Source organism: Streptomyces sp. NPDC005722 (assembly GCF_040630935.1).
Lineage (GTDB): Bacteria > Actinomycetota > Actinomycetes > Streptomycetales > Streptomycetaceae > Actinacidiphila.
In genome coordinates this window covers 19801-39840 of the sequence record NZ_JBEXYN010000007.1, presented here as the reverse complement: position 1 = coordinate 39840, position 20040 = coordinate 19801, and the positions used below count along the sequence as shown (strand labels likewise).

Here is a 20040-nt window from a genome sequence, read left to right as displayed (position 1 = left end):
GCAACACTCCGTCGCCGGACGGGTCGCCGTGCGCGGCGCATGCCCGGGATATAACGGGCATACGCCGCGTAAGCCGACATTACGGATGTGCTGCCTTGCCCCGGTTCAGCGTCATCGTGCCCGTCCACAAGGTGCAGGCCTACCTGCACGAGTGCCTGGAGTCCGTGCTCGGCCAGAGCTTCTCGGACTTCGAGGTGATCGCCGTCGACGACCGCTCCCCCGACGCGAGCGGTGCCATCCTCGACGCCTTCGCGGCCCGCGACCGCCGGGTGACCGTCCTGCACCTGAAGGAGAACGTGGGCCTCGGCCCGGCCCGCAACGCCGGAACGGCCCGCGCCACCGGGGACTACCTGCTCTTCCTCGACAGCGACGACACCCTCGCCCCCGGCTCCCTGCAGGCCCTCGCCGACCGCCTGAAGGAGACCGCGGAGCCGGACGTCCTGGTCTACGACTACGCCCGCACCTACTGGGACGGCCGCGTCGTGCGCAACCAGCGCGCCGCGCTGCTCGCCCAGGACGGCCGCCCCGCCGGACCCCTCGACGACCGCCCCGACCTGCTGCGGCTGCTGCCCGTCGCCTGGAACAAGGCGTACCGGCGGGAGTTCGTGCAGCGCCGTGACGCCGCCTTCCCGCCCGGCTGGTACGAGGACGTCCCCTGGACCTACCCCCTGCTGCTGGCCGCCCGCAGCATCGCGGTCCTCGACCGGGTCTGCGTGCACTACCGGCAGCGCCGCAGGGGCAGCATCCTGCGCACCACCAGCAGCCGGCACTTCGACGTCTTCGACCAGTACGACCGGGTCTTCGCCTTCCTCGACCGCAACCCCGCGCTCGACGGCTGGCGGCCCGCCCTCTTCGGCCGGATGACCGACCACCTCCTGGCGGTCTACAACACCCCGGGCCGGCTGCCCCGCTCGTCCCGGGGCGTCTACTTCCAGCGCTGCAGCGTCCACTTCCGCCGCTACCGCCCGCAGGAGCCGGGCAGCCGCGCGCACGGTGTCACCGGCGGCGTCCGGCGGCTGATGGTGCGGCTCGGCGCGCGGCAGGTCTTCGACGCCGTACGCACCGCCAACGCGCTGCGCAGGAGGCTGCGGCGGCTGGCGAAGGACACCTCCCGGGCGGCCCGGGAGGCGGGCCTGCGGCTGCACTACCGGATCCAGCGGCACCGCTCCCTCGACCCGGACCTCGCGGTCTTCGCGGCCCGCCGGTACGGCGGCTACGGCGGCGACCCCGCCGCCCTGGAGGCCGCCGTCCGCGACCTGGCCCCGCACGTCCGCACCGCGTGGATCACGACCCCGGCGTACGCGCACACGCTGCCGCGCGGCGTACGCCGGCTCCAGCCCGGCTCGCCCGCCTACTGGACGGCGCTGGCGCGCGCCACCTACCTGGTCAACGACGTCAACTTCCCGCACGCCTACCGCAAGCGGCGCGGCCAGGTGAACCTCCACACCCACCAGGGCACCCCGCTCGGCCGCACGGGCCTGGACGTCCAGGGGCACCCGGCCGCCTCGGCGGGCCGGGACTTCGCCCGGATGCTCGCCCACACCGACCGCTGGGACTTCTGCCTGTCCGCCAACCCGCACTCGACGGTGGTCTGGGAACGGGCCTACCCGGCCGGCTACACCACCTTGGAGCACGGCCGGCCCGGCAACGACGTCCTGCTGCGCGCCGACACCGACGACGTGCGGCGCATCCGCGCCGGCCTCGGCGTCCCGGCCGGGTCCACCGCACTCCTGTACGCGCCCGCGCACCGCGACTACCGGCGCGGCTTCCACCCGCCCGTCGACCTGGTCCGGCTGGTCCGCGAACTCGGCCCCGGCCACGTCGTCCTGTACCGCGCGCCGGACGGCGACGCCGGCACGGCCACCCTGCCCGAGGAACTGCCCGACACCGTGCTGGACGTCTCCGGCCACCCCTCGGTCCAGGAACTGTGCCTGGCCGCGGACGCCCTGGTCACCGACTACTCGTCGCTGATGTTCGACTACGCGGGCCTGGACCGCCCGATCGTCGTCCACGCCGAGGACTGGACGGCCTACCGGGCCGCCCGCGGCACCTACTTCGACATCACCGCCGAGGCGCCCGGGCCGGTCGCCCGCAGCGAGGACGAGCTCCTGTCCATCCTCACCACCGGCACCTGGCGCGGCCCCCGTTCGGCCCAGCTGCGCGCCGCGTTCCGGGCCCGTTTCTGCCCGTACGACGACGGCCACGCCGCCGAGCGGGTCGTGCGCCGCGTCTTCCTCGGCGAGGACGGCGGACAGCCCTGCGCCCTCCCCCCGGAGCGCCGCACCCCGGCCCCGCCGGCCTGCCCATAGCGCCGCCCGCGCCCCGGCCACCGCGGGCTCACCCCGGCGGCGGCGCCGGGGTGCGCTCGTCCGGCTTGAGGACGGGCAGCAGCTCGCGTTCGCCCAGCAGCACGCGGCGCACGACCCGTTCGGCTGCGCGGCCGTCGTCCCAGGGGCAGAAACGGGCCCGGAAGGCCGCCCGCAGCTCGGCGGCCTCCGGCGAGGACCAGGCGCCCGAGCGGAAGGCGGTGGCGATGCCGGCCTCGTCGCGGGCGACGACGCCCGGTGTGTCGCCGGGGCGCCCGGAGACCAGGTCGAAGTAGACCCCGCGGGCGGCCCGGTAGACCTCCCAGTCGGCGGCGTGCACCACGATCGGGCGGTCCAGGCCCGCGTAGTCGAACATCAGCGACGAGTAGTCGGTGAGCAGGGCGTCGGAGGCCAGGCACAGCTCCTCCAGCGGGGTGTGCGCGGAGACGTCCAGCGCCCCCTCCGGCAGCGCCGCCGGCCCGGCCCCCGGGTGGAAGTAGTGCGCGCGGACCAGCACCAGGTACTCCCGGCCCAGCGCCCGGCACAGCCGGGCGAGGTCGAGCTGCGGGACGAACTCCCGCTGGTAGTCGCGGTGCGTGGGGGCGTACAGGATGGCCCTGACGCCGTCCGGGACGCCCAGCCGGGCCCGGATCCGGCGCACGTCGTCGGCGCCGGCCGTGAAGTAGGCGTCGTTGCGGGGGTATCCGGTGGGCAGCGTCAGGTAGCCGCCGGGGTAGACCCGCTCCCACACCTCGCTGGAGTGGGGGTTGGCGGACAGGGAGTAGTCCCACTGGTCGGCGTGGTCCAGCAGCCGGCGGAAGCTCATGCCCTTGGCCACCGCCGGGTGGGCGCGCAGGTCCATGCCCATGTGCTTGAGCGGGGTGCCGTGGTGGGTCTGCAGGTAGACCTGGCCGGGGCGCTTGACGACCTCCCCGGTGAAGTTGGCGTTGTTCACCAGGAAGCGGGCGCGGGCCAGCAGCTCCCAGTAGCGGCGGGAGTTCACCTCCACCCGGTCGACGCCCTCGGGGACGGCGTCCCGGGCGCCGCGCCGGACCACCCACACCCCGTGCAGGTGCGGGGCGATCTCCCGGGCCTTGCGGTGGATCGCGGCGGGGCTGCACAGCACCCCCCGGTTCCAGTACGCCGCGTACACCACCAGGTCGTCGTCGAGCGGGCGGCGGCGCTCCAGGGCGTACCAGCGGCGGTACACCTCGCGGGCCGCCGCGTTGCGGCGGACCCGCAGCCGCCGGGCCGCGTCGGCGCGCAGCTCCGCCGCGCGGTGCGCGGCGAAGCTGCCGGGCAGCCCGGCGCGGCGGAAGAAGGCGGCGCGGTCCTGCGGGCGCAGCCGCCCGGGATCGTCCAGGACGGCCGTCAGCCGCCGGTCCCGCTCGGCGCGCAGCACCGGCAGGTCGTGCCGGGCCAGCAGGGCGTCGTACCGGTCGGCCAGCGCCAGGTGCTGCGGGCCCGGCGTGCTGGAGAAGCTGCCGTGGCGGCGCCTGCGCCAGGTGACGCAGACCCGGTCCAGGCAGGCGATGCGCGGGGCGGCGAGCAGCGTCTCGTACACCACCGGCACGTCCTCGTACGGCCCGGTGCCGAACCCGAAGCCGGCCCAGTAGTCGCGCCGCACCACCCGGTTCCAGGCGGCCGGGAAGACCGTCAGGCACTCGGGGCGCTCGGTGGCCCGGAAGACGGCGTGCCCGGCGAGGGCGGCCGCCTGCAGGAAGGGGCCGTCCCCGCTCTCCGCGCGGTGCTCCCACACGTCGAGCCGGTCGTGGTCGAAGAGCAGCACCTCCGGGTCGCCGGTGGCCCGCAGCCGCGCGTCCAGGGCGGCCAGGGCGCCGGGCGCGAGGAGGTCGTCGGCGTCGAGGAAGAGCAGGTAGTCGCCGCTGGCGCGGGCCGCGCCGGCGTTCCGGGCCGGGCCCGCGCCGCCGTTGCGGGGCCGCCGCAGCGGGAGCACCCTCGGGTCGGCGGCGGCGACCTCCTCGACGACGGCGGCCGACCCGTCGGGCGAGCAGTCGTCGACGGCGATCAGCTCCAGGTCCGCGTACCGCTGCCCGAGCACCGACTCCAGGCACGCACGGACGTAGCCCTGGGCCTTCCACACCGGGACGATCACGCTGAACCGAGGCATAGCGCCGAGCGTAAGCAGCGGCGGCCCCCGGCGCCCGGTGGATCACCCGAAAGGCGCAGGCGAGGTGACCGAGGAGGCGGTCGCGAGTTGAACCCCTCGCCCCCTGTCGCCCTCGTCCGGAAAGGGCCACGTCACCATGGTGTCGCGCACGCCCCGCCTCACGGTCGTCGTTCCGGTCCACAACGTCGAGAGCTGGCTGGAGGAGTGCCTGCGCTCGGTGGCCGCGCAGACCTTCGACGCGCTCGACGTCGTCATGGTCGACGACGGCTCCACCGACTCCGGTCCGGAGATCGCCCAGGGCTTCGCCGACCGCGACCCGCGCTTCCGCCTCGTCCGGCAGGACAACGGCGGACTCGGCCACGCCCGCAACACCGGCACCCGGCACGCCGACCCGCGCACCGAGTACCTGTGCTTCCTCGACAGCGACGACGTCCTGCCGCCGCGCGCCTACGAGACGCTGGTGGGCCTGCTGGACGGTTCGGGCTCGGACCTCGCGACCGGCAACGTGTGGCGGCTGACCGCCGACGGCCGCAGCCAGGCCTGGCAGCACCGGGAGATGACCCGCACCGTCACCGGCACCCACATCACCCGCGACCTGAGCCTGCTCTCGGACCGGGTCGCCTGGAACAAGGTCTTCCGCCGCACCTTCTGGGAGCGGCACCGGCTCGCCTTCCCCGAGGGCGTGCTCTACGAGGACACCCCGCTCACCATCCCCGCGCACTTCCTCGCCGACGCCGTCGACGTGGCCCACGAGCACGTCTACTACTGGCGGATCCGCGAGGGCTCCATCACCCGGCGCCGCACCGACGTCAGGGGCGTGCGCGACCGGATCGCCGCCGTCGACCACGTCAGCCGCTTCCTCGGCGACCCGGCCCGCACCCGCTGGACCACCTTCAAGCGGGCCTACGACCGCTCGGTCCTCACCGACGACCTGCTGTACTTCATCGACGCCCTGCCGATGGCCGGCCCCGAGTACCGGCGCGTCTTCATGGCCCGCTGCCGCGACTGGCTGACCCGGGTCGACCCCGCCCTCTTCCCCGAACTGCCCGCCGCGCTGCGCATCAAGTGGCACCTCATCCTCAAGGACCGCCTCGACGACCTGCTGGCGGTGCTCGACCACGAGCAGCACAACTCCGCCGGCTTCGCCGTCGCCGGCCCGCCGCTGCGCAAGCGGGCGGTGCTGCGCGGCGCGGACGGCAGCCGGATCGCCCTGCCGGCCGCGGCCGCCCGGCTGCGGCGCTCGGACTTCCCGGTCCGGGCGCGGGTGCGCGAGGTGGTGCGGGAGAACGGCCGGCTCGTCCTGCGCGGCTACGCCTACCTGCGCAACATCGACGCGGACCGCAAGGGCGCGGCCCACATCACCGCCGTGGCCGTCCACGGCCACGGCCGCCGGGCCAAGGTGGTGCTGCTGCCGGTCAGGATCCGGCAGGAGCCCGCCGCGACCCTCAACTCGCGCCAGGAGGAACACTGCTACGACTGGTCGGGCTTCGAGATCACGATCGACCCGGCGCGGCTGACCGGCGGCCGCCGCCAGGGCGAACCGGGGACCGGCCGCTGGCGGCTCGGGGTGGTCGTCGCCGCGAAGGGCGTCATCCGCACGGCGGGTCTGCGGGCCGCGGACACCGGCTCGGGCGCGTCCCCGCCGTCGTACGCGGCCGGCGGCGGCCTGCGGCTGGTGCCGTACTACCGGCAGGGACGGCTGCACCTGTCGGTGGAGCCGGAGGTACGGCGGCTGACCGCGCACCGGGCGACCGCCGACGGCACCGCGGTGGAGCTGGACTTCACGGGCGCACCGCAGGCGACGGCGGTACGGCTGACGCACTCCGGGACACCCACCGTGCTGGAGTACCCGCTGCGGCCCCTGGCCTCCGGGGAGGCGGACGACGGCGTCCGCCGGGCCCTCGTGCCCCTCGCCGCCCTGGCGGCCGCCCGGCCCGCGCTGGACGCCGGGCCCAAGGAGATCCGCCCCGAGGACACCGACAGCTGGGACGTGGCGCTGCTGCGCCCCGGGCACGCCGACCCCGTCCACCTCGACGGCGCGCTGCCCGCCGGGCACTACGACCTGGGCACCGACCCCCGCCTCGGCGGCACACCGCGGCGGCTGCTGGTCGAGGCGAAGGCGTCGGGGAAGCTGGTGCTGCGCGACCGCACCCCGCAGCCGGTGGCCGACGCGATCGGCTGGACCGCCGAGGGCGCCCTGGTCGTGGCGGGCCGCCTCGCCCCCGGCTCCGCGCCCGGCCCGGCCGAACTGGTGCTGCGCCACGGCACCCACCGCGTGGAGCACGCCGTCCCGGTCCAGGCCGACGGCGTCCCGGGGCGGCGGCCCGGATTCCCTCCGCCGTCCAGCGCCATCCCGGCGCTGCCGCAGGCGCCGGAGGACGCCGCGGGGCCCGGCCCGCACGAAGGGCGCCGCTTCACCGCCACCCTGCGCCCCGGCGCGCTGGACTCCCTCGCCGGCACCGTCCCGCTGCCCGCCGGGCGCTGGTACCTGCACCTGCGCGACGGGGCCGGCACGGAAGCCCCGGTGCGGGTCGCGCCCGGGGTGTTCGAGGCGCTGCCGATGGCGGCGGAGGCCGGCGGCAAGTCCTTCTCCGTCGACCGGCGCTTCCACGACCGGCTGTTCCTCGACTCCCGGCCCACGGTGCCGGAGCCGCAGCGCGGCCCGTACCGGCAGCGGGTGCTGCGCGACAGGCACCACCCGCGCACCCGCGGCCTGCCGCGCCGCGAGGCGGTGCTCTACAGCGCCTTCGACGGGCGGGCGTACGGGGACTCCCCGCGCGCCGTCCACGAGGAGCTGCTGCGCCGCCGCGCGGCGGACGGCCTGGAACACCTGTGGGTGGTCAGGGACGGCCAGGCACCGCCGCCGGCGACCGCCCGCCCGGTCGTCCTGCACAGCGCCGCCTGGTACGAGGCGCTCGCCCGCGCCCGTTACGTCGTCACCAACACGCACCTGCCGCCGTGGTTCGTGCGCCGCCCCGACCAGACCGTGCTGCAGACCTGGCACGGCACCCCCCTCAAGCGGACCGGCCGGGACCTCGCCGGCACCCTGTGCGCCGACCTGGTGCACCTGCCCCGCCCGCCACGCGACCCGGGCGCCCAGTGGAGCCTGCTGCTGTCGCCGAACGCCCCCAGCACCCCACTGCTGCGCGGCGCGCTCGGCTACGACGGCCCGGTCGCCGAGACCGGGCTGCCCCGCACGGACGTCCTCTTCGCCGACGACCGCGACAAGGTCGCCGCCGCGCTGCGCGACCGGCTGCGGATCCCCGCGGACCGCACCGTCGTGCTGTACGCGCCGACGCGCCGCGACGACCAGGCGTACGACGGCGAGCACTACCGCATGTCGCCGTACCTGGACGCGGCGGAGGCCGAACGCGCCCTGGGCGCCGACCACGTGCTGCTCTACCGCTCCCACCCGCTGGTCGCCGACCGCGTCCGCACCCCGCGCTCCGGGTTCGTGCGCGACGTGTCCTGCCACCCGGACGTCGCCGAACTGCTGCTGCTCGCCGACGTCCTGGTCACCGACTACGCGTCACCGGCGGCCGACTTCGCCAACACCGGCCGCCCGATGCTCTTCCTCGTCCCCGACCTGGAGCACTTCCGCGACACCCTGCGCGGCTTCTACCCCGACTTCGAGGCGCAGGCCCCGGGCCCGCTGCTGCAGTCCACCGCCGAACTGGCGGGCGCGCTGCGCGACCTCGACGCCGTGGCACGGCACAGCGCCGACGCGTACGCCCACTTCCGCGCGACGTTCTGCCACCTCGACGACGGCGGCGCGGCGGCCCGTGCCGTCGACCGGCTGCTCGAACCCGACCGTCACCGACCCTGAGGGAACCCAGGATCCACATGCCCCGCTTCTCCGTCATCGTCCCGGTCCACAAGGTGCAGGGCTACCTGCGCGCCTGCCTCGACTCGGTGCTGTCGCAGTCACTGCCCGACCTCGAGGTCATCGCGGTCGACGACCGCTCGCCGGACCACTGCGGCCGCATCCTCGACGAGTACGCGGCCCGCGACTCCCGGGTCGTCGCGCTGCACCACGACGAGAACCGGGGCGTGGGACGGGCCCGCAACACCGGCGCGGAGCGGGCCACCGGCGACTACCTGCTCTTCCTCGACGGGGACGACACCCTCGCCCCCGGCTCCCTGGAGGCGGTCGCCGAGCGGCTGAAGCAGGACGGCGACCCGGACATCCTCTACTTCGACCACGTGCGCACCTACTGGTGGGAGGCGGCCGAGAAGAGCGTCTTCGGGGACCTGCTCGCCTCCGCCGGCACCGAGGTCTTCCGGATCACCGAACGCCCCGAGTTCCTGCGGCTGTTCGCGATGACCTCCAACCGGGTCTACCGCCGCGCCTTCTACCGGGAGCACGGCTTCTCCTTCAGCGACGGCATCTACGAGGACGCCCTCGTCTCCTACGTGACGATGCTCAGCGCCGAGCGGATCTCCTGCCTGGCCCGGGCGGTGCTGGAGTACCGGCAGCGGCGCAGCGGCGCCAGCACCCGCAGCCCGGGCCGCAACCACTTCGTCATCCTCGACCAGTACACCCGGCTCTTCGCGTTCCTCGACGCGCCAGGCCGCGAGCACCTCGCGCCGCTGCGGCCGATGCTCTTCGAACGGGCCGTCAGCCACTTCCTGTTCTGCCTCGGCAACCCCGACCGCATCCCGCCGCGGCTGCGCGGCGCGTTCTTCCGGCTCGCGGCCCGCTGGTACGCCAGCCACCTCCCGGAGGGCTTCACCGCCCCCGCGGACAAGGCCCTCGGCTACCGGCGGCTGGCCCGCGGCAGCTGGCTGCTGGCCCGGCTCGGCGACGTGCCGCGCGAGGTCCGCAAGGAGCTGACGCGGCGCAGGCGGCGGGTGCGCCGGCAGCTCGCGCAGCGGGCCAAGACCGCCCTGTACGCCTACCACCTGCGGCGGCCCCTCGACCCCGGCCTCGCGGTGTACTCGGCGTACTGGGACCGCGGGGTGTTCTGCAACCCGGCCGCGATCTACCACAAGGCGCGGGAGATCGCCCCGGGCGTCCACGGGGTGTGGCTGGTCCGCAAGTCCGACGTGCCCCGGGTGCCCAAGGGCGTGGACTACGTCGTACCGCGCACCCGGCGCTACTGGCGGCTGATGGCCCGGTCCACGTACCTGATCAGCAACGTCAACTTCCCCAACGACGTGCGCAAGCGGCCCGGCAGCGTCCACCTGCAGACCCACCACGGCACCCCGCTGAAGAAGATGGGCATCGACCAGCAGCGCTACCCGGCCTCCGCCAAGGGCATGAGCTTCCGCCGGCTGCTGGAGCGGGTCGACCGCTGGGACTACAGCCTGTCCTCCAACCCTCACTCCAGCGAGGTGTGGGAACGCGTCTACCCCTCCTCCTGGCAGCACCTGGAGACCGGCTACCCGCGCAACGACGTCTTCCTGACCGCGGACGCCGCCGAGGTCGCCCGCGCCCGCGCCGCCCTGGGCATCGCCCCCGGCCGCACCGCGCTCCTGTACGCGCCCACCACCCGCGACTACCAGCGCAACTTCGTGCCACGGCTGGACGTGGAGCGGGTGTGCCGCGCCCTCGGCGAGGACTTCGTCCTGCTGACCCGCATCCACTACTTCCACGGCGAGGACGCCCGGCTGAAGGCGCTGCACGAGGAGGGGCTGCTGGTCGACGTGTCGCGGCACCCCTCGGTCGAGCAGCTGTGCCTGGCCGCCGACGCCCTCGTCACCGACTACTCGTCGATCATGTTCGACTACGCGCTCCTCGACCGCCCCATCGTCGTCCACGCCGACGACTGGCCGGTCTACCGGGCCAGCCGCGGCGTCTACTTCGACCTGCTCTCCGGCGCCCCGGGCGAGACCCCCGGCGCGGTCTCCACCAGTGACGACGAACTGATCGCGACCTTCCGGGACGGTGCCTGGAACAGCCCCGAGGCGGCCCGGCTGCGGGCCGCGTTCCGCAGCCGCTTCTGCGCCTTCGACGACGGCCGGGCCGCCGAGCGCGTCGTACGGCGGGTCTTCCTCGGCGAGACCGATCCGCTGCCCTTCGTGCCCCTGGAGGAGCGCAGCCCCGCGCCCGCGCCCGGAGTCCCGGCCGGCGCCGCCCCGCAGGAGGAGCCGCGCTCCGGTCCGCAGGAGGCCGCCGCACGGCCCTGACCGCGCCCCGTACGGGCCCCGCCGGGATGCAGCGGCGCCCGTCACGATCAAGCATCGAGAGGACGAGGTGACGAGCCGACGAGGGCCGGGAGGGCTGCGGTGACCGGCGTGCTGACCCAGCGGGACTGGCGGATCCAGACGTACGAGCTGCGGGAGGTGCGCCGGCCCTCCCCGTACCTGATCCTCGGCACCCTCTTCTGGGCGGTCGTGGCCTACCGCACCTGGCAGGCGCCGATCGCCTCCGACTTCGGGCAGCACGCCGCCGCGATCGAGCGGATCGCCGCGGACTGGCGGCACCCGGCCAACCCGCTGCTCGACGTGCCGGGCACCGGCAGCCCCTACTTCACCCCGTACACCGTGCTGCTGGGCCTGCTGTCGAAGCTGACCGGCGTACCGGGCTGGCAACTGCTCAAGGGCTGCGGCCCGGTCAACCTGGCGCTGGTCGTCACCGGCATCGGCGCCTTCACCCGCACCCTGAGCCGCCGCCGCTGGGCGCCGGTGCTGGCGCTCGCCGCGTTCGTGCTGCTGTGGGGGCCGGAGCACAAGGAGTGGAGCGGCTTCCTCGGCCTGCAGTCGATGATCCGCGGGCTCACCTACCCCAGTGCCTTCGCCGTGGGCGTGACGTTCTGGGTGTGGGCGCTCACCGCGCGGGCCGCCCGCCGCGGCGTCGCGGGGACCTGGCTGCACGCCTGGCTCGGACTGCTCATCGGGACCGTGCTGCTGGTCCACCCCTTCACGGCGATGGGCACCGTCATCGGCGTGGTCGCCATCGTCATCGGCATGCAGCGCATGCCGGTCGCCGCCGGGGTCCTCGGCCGGTGGGCGCTGACCGGTGCGGTCGCCTTCGCGGTCGCCGCCTGGTGGCCGTACTTCAGCCTCTCCTCGCTGCTCGGCGACCCCACCGTCGACGACGTCCACCGGCGGCTGTACGCCGACCTGTGGCAGTGGTACGGCCTGGCCCTGGCCGGGTTGCCGGCCCTGCTGTGCCGGCTGCGGGTCAACCGCTTCGACCCGCTGGTGCTGATGTTCGCCGCGGACTGCACCGTCGCCGCGTACGGCTGGCTCAGCGGCTCCTACTCCTTCGGGCGGATCTTCGGGCTGCTGCTGGTGCCGCTGCAGCTCGCGCTGGCGATCGAACTCGCCGAGGCCCCGCCGTGGACCCCGCTGCGCTCCGTGCTGGCGCCGCTGGCGGCGGTGGCGGCCTGCGCGGGACTGCTGGCGCAGGCGGGCGCCGTCGTCCCGGCCCGCTACGTGCCGCCCGCGCTGCACCTGCAGCGGCTGGGCACCTGGCCCGGCTACCTGTGGGCGCAGGAGCACGTCGCCGTCGGGGACGTCCTGCTGACCGACGGGTACGACCCCAAGCACGTCATGCCCGCCTACGGCGCGTTCCTCGTCTCACCCGCCTGGCCCGACCCGTCGACCACGGCGGCCGACCGCGCACGCCGCGAGCAGGACGTACGCGCCTACCTGTCCCCCGCGACGCCCGCGGAGCAGCGCCTGGACATCGCCCGTCGCTACCACGTGAAGTGGGTGATGACCGGCTCCGGCGACCCGGCACCGCCGGGCGGCGTCGAGGTCGCCCGGGGCCCGCGCACCGGCGAGCGGCTGTACCGGGTCGGCTGATCCCTTCCACGCGGCAGGGGCCGGGGAGCACCGCTCCCCGGCCCCTGCCGTCGTCCTGCCGCGGTCGTACGCGTCAGCGGCGGGCGCGCAGCAGCGAGCGGATCGTGCGCATCGCCACCGACAGGTTCGCCAGGTCGAAGCTCTCCGAGCCCTGGATCTCGTCCAGGGTCGTCCTGGCCCGCCCGATCAGCGCGCTGTTGGACTCCTCCCACGCCTGGTAGCGCTGCTCCGGGGTGGAGGAGCCGTTGCCGACTGACAGCACGTCCTGGGTGAGCGCCGCGTGCGCCGCGAACAGGTCCTCGCGGATCGACGCGCGGGCCATGGAGTGCCAGCGGTCGGCGCGCGGCAGCTCGATGATCCGGTCGAGCAGCTGCGTGATCTGCAGCCGGTCGGCGAGGTCGTAGTAGACCTCGGCGACCGCCAGCGGGTCCTTGCCGGTCCGGTCGGCGACGTCGACGATGTCGAGCGTCGGAAAGGCCGAGGAGAGCCCGGCGACCCGCGTCGCCAGCTCGTCCGGCACGCCCGCGCCCGTCAGTTCGTCGTGGATCGACTGGTACCACTCCAGGTCCGCGCCGCGCAGCAGCTTCGGCAGCACCGCCCACACGGTGGCGACGCCCTCGCGGAAGAAGCCGATCGTCTCGGCGATCGCCAGCGGCTGCGGCCGGTTGTTCAGCAGCCAGCGGGTGCCCCGCTCGACCAGCCGCCGCGAGTGCAGCCGGATCCGGGTCTGGACGTCGGCCGCGACGACCGTGTCCAGCGCCTCCACCTCGTCCCAGACGCCGCCCAGGCCGAAGATGGCGCGGGCCGCGGTGTGCGCCCGCACGATCTCCTCGGTGGTGGCCCCGGTCTCCTCCTTGAAGCGGTGCAGGAAGGTGGTGCCGCCGGTGTTGACGGTGTCGTTGACCAGCACCGTCGTGACGATCTCGCGCCGCAGCGCGTGCTTGTCGATCTGCGCGTGGAACCGCTCGTGCAGCGCCTTCGGGAAGTACGCGTCGAGCAGCTGCCGCAGGTACGGGTCGTCGGGCAGGCCCGTGCCGAGCAGTTCCTCGGCCACCGTGATCTTCGTGTAGGCGAGGAGGACGGCCATCTCCGGCTGGGTCAGCCCGTGGCCGGCGCTCAGCCGCTCGCGGATCTGCCGGTCGGAGGGCAGGAACTCCAGGGCCCGGTCCAGCTTGCCGTCGCGCACCAGCTTGCGCAGGTAGCGCTGGTGGGCGTGGAGCAGGCTGGCGGACTGCGCCATGCCGTTGGCCAGCGCCACGTTCTGCGCGTAGTTGTTGCGCAGCACCAGGTCGCCGACCTCGTCGGTCATCTCGGCCAGCAGCGCGTTGCGCTGCTTGACCGTCATGTCTCCCTCGGCGACGACCGCGTTGACCAGGATCTTGATGTTGACCTCGTGGTCGGAGGCGTCCACACCGGCGCTGTTGTCGATGGCGTCGGTGTTGACCCGGCCGCCGGTCTGCGCGAACTCGATCCGGCCGAGCTGGGTCAGGCCCAGGTTGCCGCCCTCGCCGACGACCTTCACCCGCAGGTCGCCGCCGTCCACCCGGATCGCGTCGTTGGCCTTGTCGCCGACGTCCAGGTGCGACTCGGTGGCCGCCTTCACGTAGGTGCCGATGCCGCCGTTCCACAGCAGGTCCACCGGGGCCTTGAGGATCGCCTTCATCAGGTCGGCCGGGGTCATCTTCGCCACCGGCTGCTCGATGCCGAGCGCCTTGCGGATCTGCGGGGTGAGCGTGATCGCCTTGGCGCTGCGCGGGAAGATCCCGCCGCCGTGCGAGATCAGCTTGGTGTCGTACTCCGCCCACGAGGAACGCGGCAGCTCGAACATCCGGCGGCGCTCCGCGTACGAGGTCGCCGCGTCCGGGGCGGGGTCGATGAAGATGTGCCGGTGGTCGAAGGCCGCGACCAGCCGGATGTGCTCGCTGAGCAGCATGCCGTTGCCGAAGACGTCACCGGACATGTCGCCGACGCCGACGACGGTGAAGTCCTCGCTCTGCGTGTCGTGGCCCGTCTCGCGGAAGTGCCGCTTGACCGACTCCCAGGCGCCGCGGGCGGTGATGCCCATCTTCTTGTGGTCGTAGCCGACCGAGCCGCCGGAGGCGAAGGCGTCGCCGAGCCAGAACCCGTACGAGGTGGCGACCTCGTTGGCGATGTCGGAGAAGGAGGCGGTGCCCTTGTCGGCCGCGACCACCAGGTAGGTGTCGTCGCCGTCGTGGCGCACCACGTCGGCGGGCGGCACGACCTTGCCGCCGACCAGGTTGTCGGTGACGTCGAGCAGACCCGAGATGAAGGTCTTGTAGGAGGTGATGCCCTCGGCCAGCCACGCCTCGCGGTCGGCGGCCGGGTCCGGCAGCTGCTTGGCGACGAAGCCGCCCTTGGCGCCGACCGGCACGATGACGGTGTTCTTCACCATCTGCGCCTTGACCAGGCCGAGGACCTCGGTGCGGAAGTCCTCGCGCCGGTCGGACCAGCGCAGACCGCCGCGGGCGACCTTGCCGAAGCGCAGGTGCACGCCCTCCACGCGCGGCGAGTACACCCAGATCTCGTACGCCGGGCGCGGCGCGGGCAGGTCCGGGATCGCCTGCGGGTCGAACTTCATCGACACGTAGGCGTGCGGCTTGCCGCCGCCGGCGCGCTGGAAGTAGTTGGTGCGCAGCGTCGCCTTGATGAGCGTCAGGAAGGAGCGCAGGATGCGGTCCTCGTCCAGGCTGGCGACCTGCTCCAGGGCGGCGTCCACCTCCTCCAGCAGGGCGTCGGTCAGCTCGCTGCCAGCCCGCTGGTGGTCCGGGGAGAGCCGGGCCTGGAACAGGTTGACCAGCAGCCTGGTGGTGTGGACGTTGTTGCGGAGGGTGTCCTCCATGTAGTCCTGCGAGAAGGCCGTGCCGGCCTGCCGCAGGTACTTGGCGTACGCCCGCAGCACCATCGCCTGGCGCCAGGACAGCCCGGCGCGCAGCACCAGGGAGTTGAAGCCGTCGTTCTCGGCCTGCCCGGTCCAGGTCGCGGTGAAGGCGTCCTGGAAGCGCTCACGGGCGTCGTCGCCGAGGTCGCCCAGCGAGGGGTCGATGCGCAGCCCGAAGTCGTAGATCCAGGCGCGGGTGCCGTCGGCGCGGCGCATCTCGTACGGGCGCTCGTCGATGACCTCGACGCCCAGGCGCTGCAGCACCGGCAGCACCGCGGACAGCGAGACGGGGGCACCGGTGCGGTAGATCTTGAAGCGGCGCTCGTCGGGTGCGGCGCCGACCGGCTCGTACAGGCTGAGGCAGAAGTCCTCGCCGTTGAGCCGCTCCAGGTGCTGCAGGTCCGCGACGGCCGCGCGGGGCGTGAAGTCGGCGCGGTAGCCGTCGGGGAAGGCGTGCGCGTAGCGGCGGGTCAGCTCGGCCGCGCGCTCCTCGCCGCACTCGGAGGTCAGCGCCTCGGCGAAGCCGTCCGCCCACGAGCGGGCGGCGTCCGCGAGCCGGTTCTCGATCCGCTCGATGTCGCGTTCCGTCAGCTGCGGCAGCGCTGTGCCGGACGCGACACGGACCACGAAGTGCAGCCGCGAGAGCACCGACTCGGTGTTCCAGGCGGTGAAGTCGGCCGTGACGCCGTTCAGCTCCTCCTTGAGGATGTCGGTCAGCCGCAGCCGCACGCCCGTGGTGTACCGGTCGCGGGGCAGGTAGACCAGCGCCGAGAAGTACCGGCCGTACTCGTCCTGGCGCAGGAACAGCCGCAGCCGGCGGCGCTCCTGGAGGTAGAGCACGCTGGTGACGATCTCGCGCAGCTCGTCGGGACCGGTCTGGAACAGCTCGTCGCGCGGGTACGTCTCCAGGATCTGCAGCAGGTCGCGCCCGTCGTGGCTGTCCGGGGAGAAGCCCGCGCCGTCCAGCACCTCCTGCACCTTGCGGCGGATCACCGGCACGCGGCGCACGGACTCGGTGTAGGCGGCCGAGGAGAACAGGCCGAGGAAGCGGCGCTCGCCGACGACGTTGCCGTCGGCGTCGAACTTCTTCACCCCGATGTAGTCGAGGTAGGACGGACGGTGCACGGTGGCACGGCTGTTGGCCTTGGTGAGGATCAGCAGTTTGTGCTCGCGGGCCTTCTTGCGGGCGTCCGCGGGCAGCCGGTTGAAGGACGGCGAGACCGCCTGGCCGCTCTCGGACTCCTCCACGCGGTGCTGCGGGTCCGAGCGCAGGATGCCGAGCCCGGTGCCGGGGACGGCGGTGAGCACGTCCTCCTCGCCCTCCGGGGTGGTCTCCGTGGTCAGCGCGTACTCGCGGTAGCCGAGGAAGGTGAAGTGGTCCTCGGACAGCCAGCGCAGCAGCTCCCAGGCCTCGCCGACCTCCTGCTCGGGGAGCGCGGGCGGGGTCGCGGCCAGCTCGTCGGCGATGCGCAGCGCGGCGTCGCGCATCTTCTGCCAGTCCTCGACGGTCTCGCGGACGTCGGACAGCACCCGGCGCAGGTCCGCGGTGATCTGCTTGAGGTCCTCGCGGTCGGTCTCGCGGTCGGTCTCGACGTGGATCCAGGACTCGGTCAGCACGTCGTGCGGCACTCCGGCGCCGTCGCCGGGCACGGCGTCCAGCACCTCCAGCAGCTTCCCGGTCACGTCCCGGCGCACCAGCATCTGCGGGTGGACGACGACGTGGATCGCGCGGTCCTGCCGGGACAGTTCGTTGGTGACCGAGTCGACCAGGAACGGCATGTCGTCGGTGACCACCTCGACGACCGTGTGACTGCACGTCCACCCGTTCTCCTCCACCGAGGGGGTGTGCACGCGGACGTTGGCCGTCCCCTGCGGGCGCACCTCGGCGAGGCGGTGGTGGGAGACGGCGGCGCCGAAGACGTCCACCGGGTCGCGGTCGAGCAGGTCCTCGGGGGCGCTGTGCAGGTAGTAGCGCTGGAGGAACGCTTCCAGCGCCTCCTTCTCGAGGCCCTGGCCAGGTTGTCCCCCCGCCGGGCTGTTCTCAGCTACCCGGGCCGCCCGTGCGAGCAGCTCGGCCTTTGCTTCGTCCAGCTTGGTCTGCATGTCCTCATGCTCCTGTCGCGCGCCATTGCGTGACGTAGGTGATGGAGATCGGTGGATCAGCGCTGATCACGCTGTAAGGCTATCGCTACGGCCGGGGGGGCTGTCAGGGGCTCTTTGTGTACAAAACCACGAACCAATCTTTGACGAACTGGACAGTCCGGCCGGGCGGGTGCAGGTTGAGGAGGGGAACGTCGCGGGGATGTTCCGGGACGTTCACACGACCGGTGCGCGGGACGGCACGGCGGCAGTACGCAGCGGACGGACAGCAGGCGGACAGCAGACGGCGAGAGGCGGGACACCCAGCCATGGCCACCAAGATCCTCATCGTGACCGGCGACGCGGCGGAATCGCTGGAAGTCATGTACCCCTACCAACGGCTCCTCGAAGAGGGGTACGAGGTGCACATCGCGGCGCCCAGCCGCAAGAAGCTCAGGTTCGTCGTCCACGACTTCGAGGAGGGCTTCGACACCTACACCGAGAAGCCCGGCTACACCTGGCAGGCCGACCTGTCCTTCGCGGACGTCGAGCCCGGCGAGTACGCGGCCGTGGTCATCCCGGGCGGGCGCGCCCCCGAGTACCTGCGCAACGACCCGGAGCTGCGCAAGGTCCTCAAGGCGTTCTTCGACGCCGACAAGCCCGTCGCGCAGATCTGCCACGGGCCCCTGCTCACGGCCGCCGTGGGCGCCCTCAGCGGGCGCCGCGTCACGGCCTACCCGGCGCTGGAGATGGACATGGAGGCGGCCGGCGCGAGCTTCCAGGACTCCGAGGCCGTCGTCGACGGCGTCGTGGTCTCCGCCCGGGCCTGGCCGGACCACCCGGCGTGGATGCGCGAGTTCCTCACGGTGCTGCGCTCCAAGGCGCCGGTGACCTGACGGCCCGCCGCACCGCCGCCCGGAGCCCGGCGGGGACCCGGGCCGCGCGGGCGGGCCCGGGGCGGGGCCGGGTCGTCGGGGAAGGCCGGGTTCAGGCGGCCGGGTTCGGGTGGGCCCGGGTCAGGCGGCCGGGTTCAGGCGACGATGAGGGCCTCGGCCGCCTCCACGGCCTCCTCCAGGGTGTCGACCACCGGCACCCCCGCGGTCTCCAGGCTGGCCCGGCTGTGCGAGCCCCCGGTGTAGAGCACCGCCATGGCCCCGACGTGCCGGGCGGCGACGGCGTCGTCGACGGCGTCGCCGATGACCACCATGCGGTCCGCCGCTATGCCCTCCATCGCGGCGACGTGCCGCGCCATCTGCTCGGACTTGCCGCTGTGGCTGCCCTCGGTGCGGCCGTCCACCCGCAGGAAGTGGTTCTCGATGCCGTGCGTGCGCAGGATCGGTATCAGCCGATCGTGGGGCGCCAGGGAGCACAGCGACTGCGTCAGCCCCTCGTAGCGGCGCCGCGCCAGGATCTCCGCCGCCCCCTCGGCGAGACCGCACGTACCGGCGAGGGTCCAGTAGTGGCGGTGGAAGATGTCGTCCATCACCTCCCACTCCTCGTCGGTGGGCAGGCGGCCCATGAGCCGTTCGTAGAACAGCGGGACCGGCACGCAGTACAGCTCGCGGTAGCGCTGCAGGGTGATCCGCGGCAGCCCGATCTCGGCGAAGGAGGCGTTGGTCGCCTCGATCACCGCGTCGATGTCATGGAGCAGCGTGCCGTTCCAGTCCCACACGAGATGCGCGTTCACACCCGAAACCGTACCCAGACCCCATGTCCTCAAGGCAAGTGCCCAGGTCAAATACAATCGCGGCGTGTTCGCGCGGTCACCTCACGCGATGAGCGAGGGGATCTCCTGGGTGGCGTACCAGAGCAGCTCGTGGTCCTCCGCGCCGTCGACGGTGAAACGCGCGTCGTCGTCGCCCGCGTCGGCCGCGCCGAGGGCGTCGGCGGCCGCCGTGACGTCCTGCTCGGCCTCGTCGGCGTCGGCGTGCACGGCGGCCGCCCGCGTCATCGGCACCGGTGCGGCCAGGCGCACCGCGCCCAGCGCCGAGGGGTCCAGGCCGCGGTCGGGGTCGAAGGCGACGGCGCCGTCGGCGACGTCCACCGCGACCACCACGCGCCGCCTGGGGGCGTCCGGCGTGGCGGCGAGCTGGCGCAGGGAGGCCTGGGCGGCGCGGGTCAGCGCGGCGTACTCCAGTTCCTCGATGTCGTCGGAGACGTACCACTCGCGCAGGCTCGGGGTCACGGCGAAGGCGTCCAGCGGGCCGGGGCCCAGCTCACCCGCCTTGTGCGCCTCGGCCAGGCCTGGGAGGGTCGTGGGGATGTAGACGCGCATGGCGTCAGCATACGGGCGCACCACCCCTGATAGGTGAATCCCGCACCGCCTCCCGGACATCGCGGGCCCCGCTTCCCGCCACGGCACCCGTCCCCGTAGAACCCGGTTACCAGCCGGTAGACCACGGGGGTCCACACCATGCCTGTCCTCACACCCATGCCCACGACCGCGTCCATCGCGTCCACACGGCACGTCACCGCCCTGCCGCCGCACATCTGGTTCGCCGGGCGGCTGCTGGAGGTCCTCACCGGACGGCGGCCCATCACCAGCCTCGCCGGACGGATGCAGCCCGAGGCCTACGACCGGCTCTGGGACCTGGCCGGAGCCCGCGCCGACTGGCGCTACGTCTCCCGCGGCCACCTGCCGCGGCTGCTCAAGCCGCCGCGCGTCTCGCCCGTGCCGGACGGCACGGCCGTCGAGGTCAGCGCCGTCGTCCTGCTCACCCCGCACGTCGTACGGGCCCTCGCCTTCCGGCTGGAGCGCACGGACCGCGAGGCCCCTGTCCCCGGCCACGGCCCCGTGCCCGGGCGCGAGGGCGCCGTCCGTACGGGCAGCGGCGCCGGATGGCGCTGCGCCGCCGTCGAGGCGCACTGACAGC

The 20040-nt window shown here is 73.8% G+C and carries 10 protein-coding genes; 6 read left to right on the top strand and 4 right to left on the bottom strand.

Features of this window, described 5'->3' with window-relative positions; all coding sequences use genetic code 11:
* Positions 1-95 precede the first annotated feature (95 nt).
* Entirely contained in the window at positions 96-2309 is a 2214-nt protein-coding gene (locus tag ABZ479_RS11115) for a bifunctional glycosyltransferase/CDP-glycerol:glycerophosphate glycerophosphotransferase (protein WP_500461332.1), read from the top strand.
* 28 nt (positions 2310-2337) lie between these two features.
* Here the strand turns inward: ABZ479_RS11115 and ABZ479_RS11110 are convergent, their stop codons facing one another.
* Entirely contained in the window at positions 2338-4437 is a 2100-nt protein-coding gene (locus tag ABZ479_RS11110) for a bifunctional glycosyltransferase/CDP-glycerol:glycerophosphate glycerophosphotransferase (protein WP_500461331.1), read from the bottom strand.
* Positions 4438-4573: 136 nt separating this feature from the next.
* Between ABZ479_RS11110 and ABZ479_RS11105 the strand changes: the two genes are divergently transcribed.
* The 3 genes from ABZ479_RS11105 (at position 4574) to ABZ479_RS11095 (ending at position 12189) form a co-directional block, all read left to right on the top strand.
* Positions 4574-8263 (top strand): bifunctional glycosyltransferase/CDP-glycerol:glycerophosphate glycerophosphotransferase, encoded by a 3690-nt coding sequence (locus ABZ479_RS11105; RefSeq protein ID WP_500461330.1) that lies wholly within the window; start codon positions 4574-4576, stop codon positions 8261-8263.
* 17 nt (positions 8264-8280) lie between these two features.
* Positions 8281-10566 (top strand): bifunctional glycosyltransferase/CDP-glycerol:glycerophosphate glycerophosphotransferase, encoded by a 2286-nt coding sequence (locus tag ABZ479_RS11100; RefSeq protein ID WP_500461328.1) that lies wholly within the window; start codon positions 8281-8283, stop codon positions 10564-10566.
* A 99-nt stretch (positions 10567-10665) separates the two neighbouring features.
* Positions 10666-12189, top strand: coding sequence for a hypothetical protein (locus ABZ479_RS11095; protein WP_500461326.1), 1524 nt, complete (start codon positions 10666-10668; stop codon positions 12187-12189).
* 73 nt (positions 12190-12262) lie between these two features.
* Here the strand turns inward: ABZ479_RS11095 and ABZ479_RS11090 are convergent, their stop codons facing one another.
* Positions 12263-17191, bottom strand: a complete 4929-nt coding sequence (locus ABZ479_RS11090; protein WP_500461324.1) for an NAD-glutamate dehydrogenase — start codon at positions 17189-17191, stop codon at positions 12263-12265.
* Positions 17192-17496: 305 nt separating this feature from the next.
* On the opposite strand from ABZ479_RS11090, the gene ABZ479_RS11085 reads away from it, so the two are divergent.
* Positions 17497-18063 (top strand): DJ-1/PfpI family protein, encoded by a 567-nt coding sequence (locus ABZ479_RS11085; RefSeq protein ID WP_089228808.1) that lies wholly within the window; start codon positions 17497-17499, stop codon positions 18061-18063.
* Between the two features lie 134 nt (positions 18064-18197).
* On the opposite strand, the gene ABZ479_RS11080 is transcribed toward ABZ479_RS11085, so the two are convergent.
* Together ABZ479_RS11080 and ABZ479_RS11075 are read right to left on the bottom strand one after the other, a co-directional pair.
* Entirely contained in the window at positions 18198-18854 is a 657-nt protein-coding gene (locus tag ABZ479_RS11080) for an HAD family hydrolase (protein WP_499609676.1), read from the bottom strand.
* An 81-nt stretch (positions 18855-18935) separates the two neighbouring features.
* On the bottom strand, positions 18936-19442 hold the full coding sequence (locus tag ABZ479_RS11075) for a DUF6912 family protein (protein ID WP_499609679.1): 507 nt from the start codon (positions 19440-19442) through the stop codon (positions 18936-18938).
* Between the two features lie 156 nt (positions 19443-19598).
* Between ABZ479_RS11075 and ABZ479_RS11070 the strand changes: the two genes are divergently transcribed.
* Positions 19599-20036 (top strand): Rv3235 family protein, encoded by a 438-nt coding sequence (locus tag ABZ479_RS11070; protein ID WP_500461320.1) that lies wholly within the window; start codon positions 19599-19601, stop codon positions 20034-20036.
* The last annotated feature ends 4 nt before the right edge of the window (positions 20037-20040 follow it).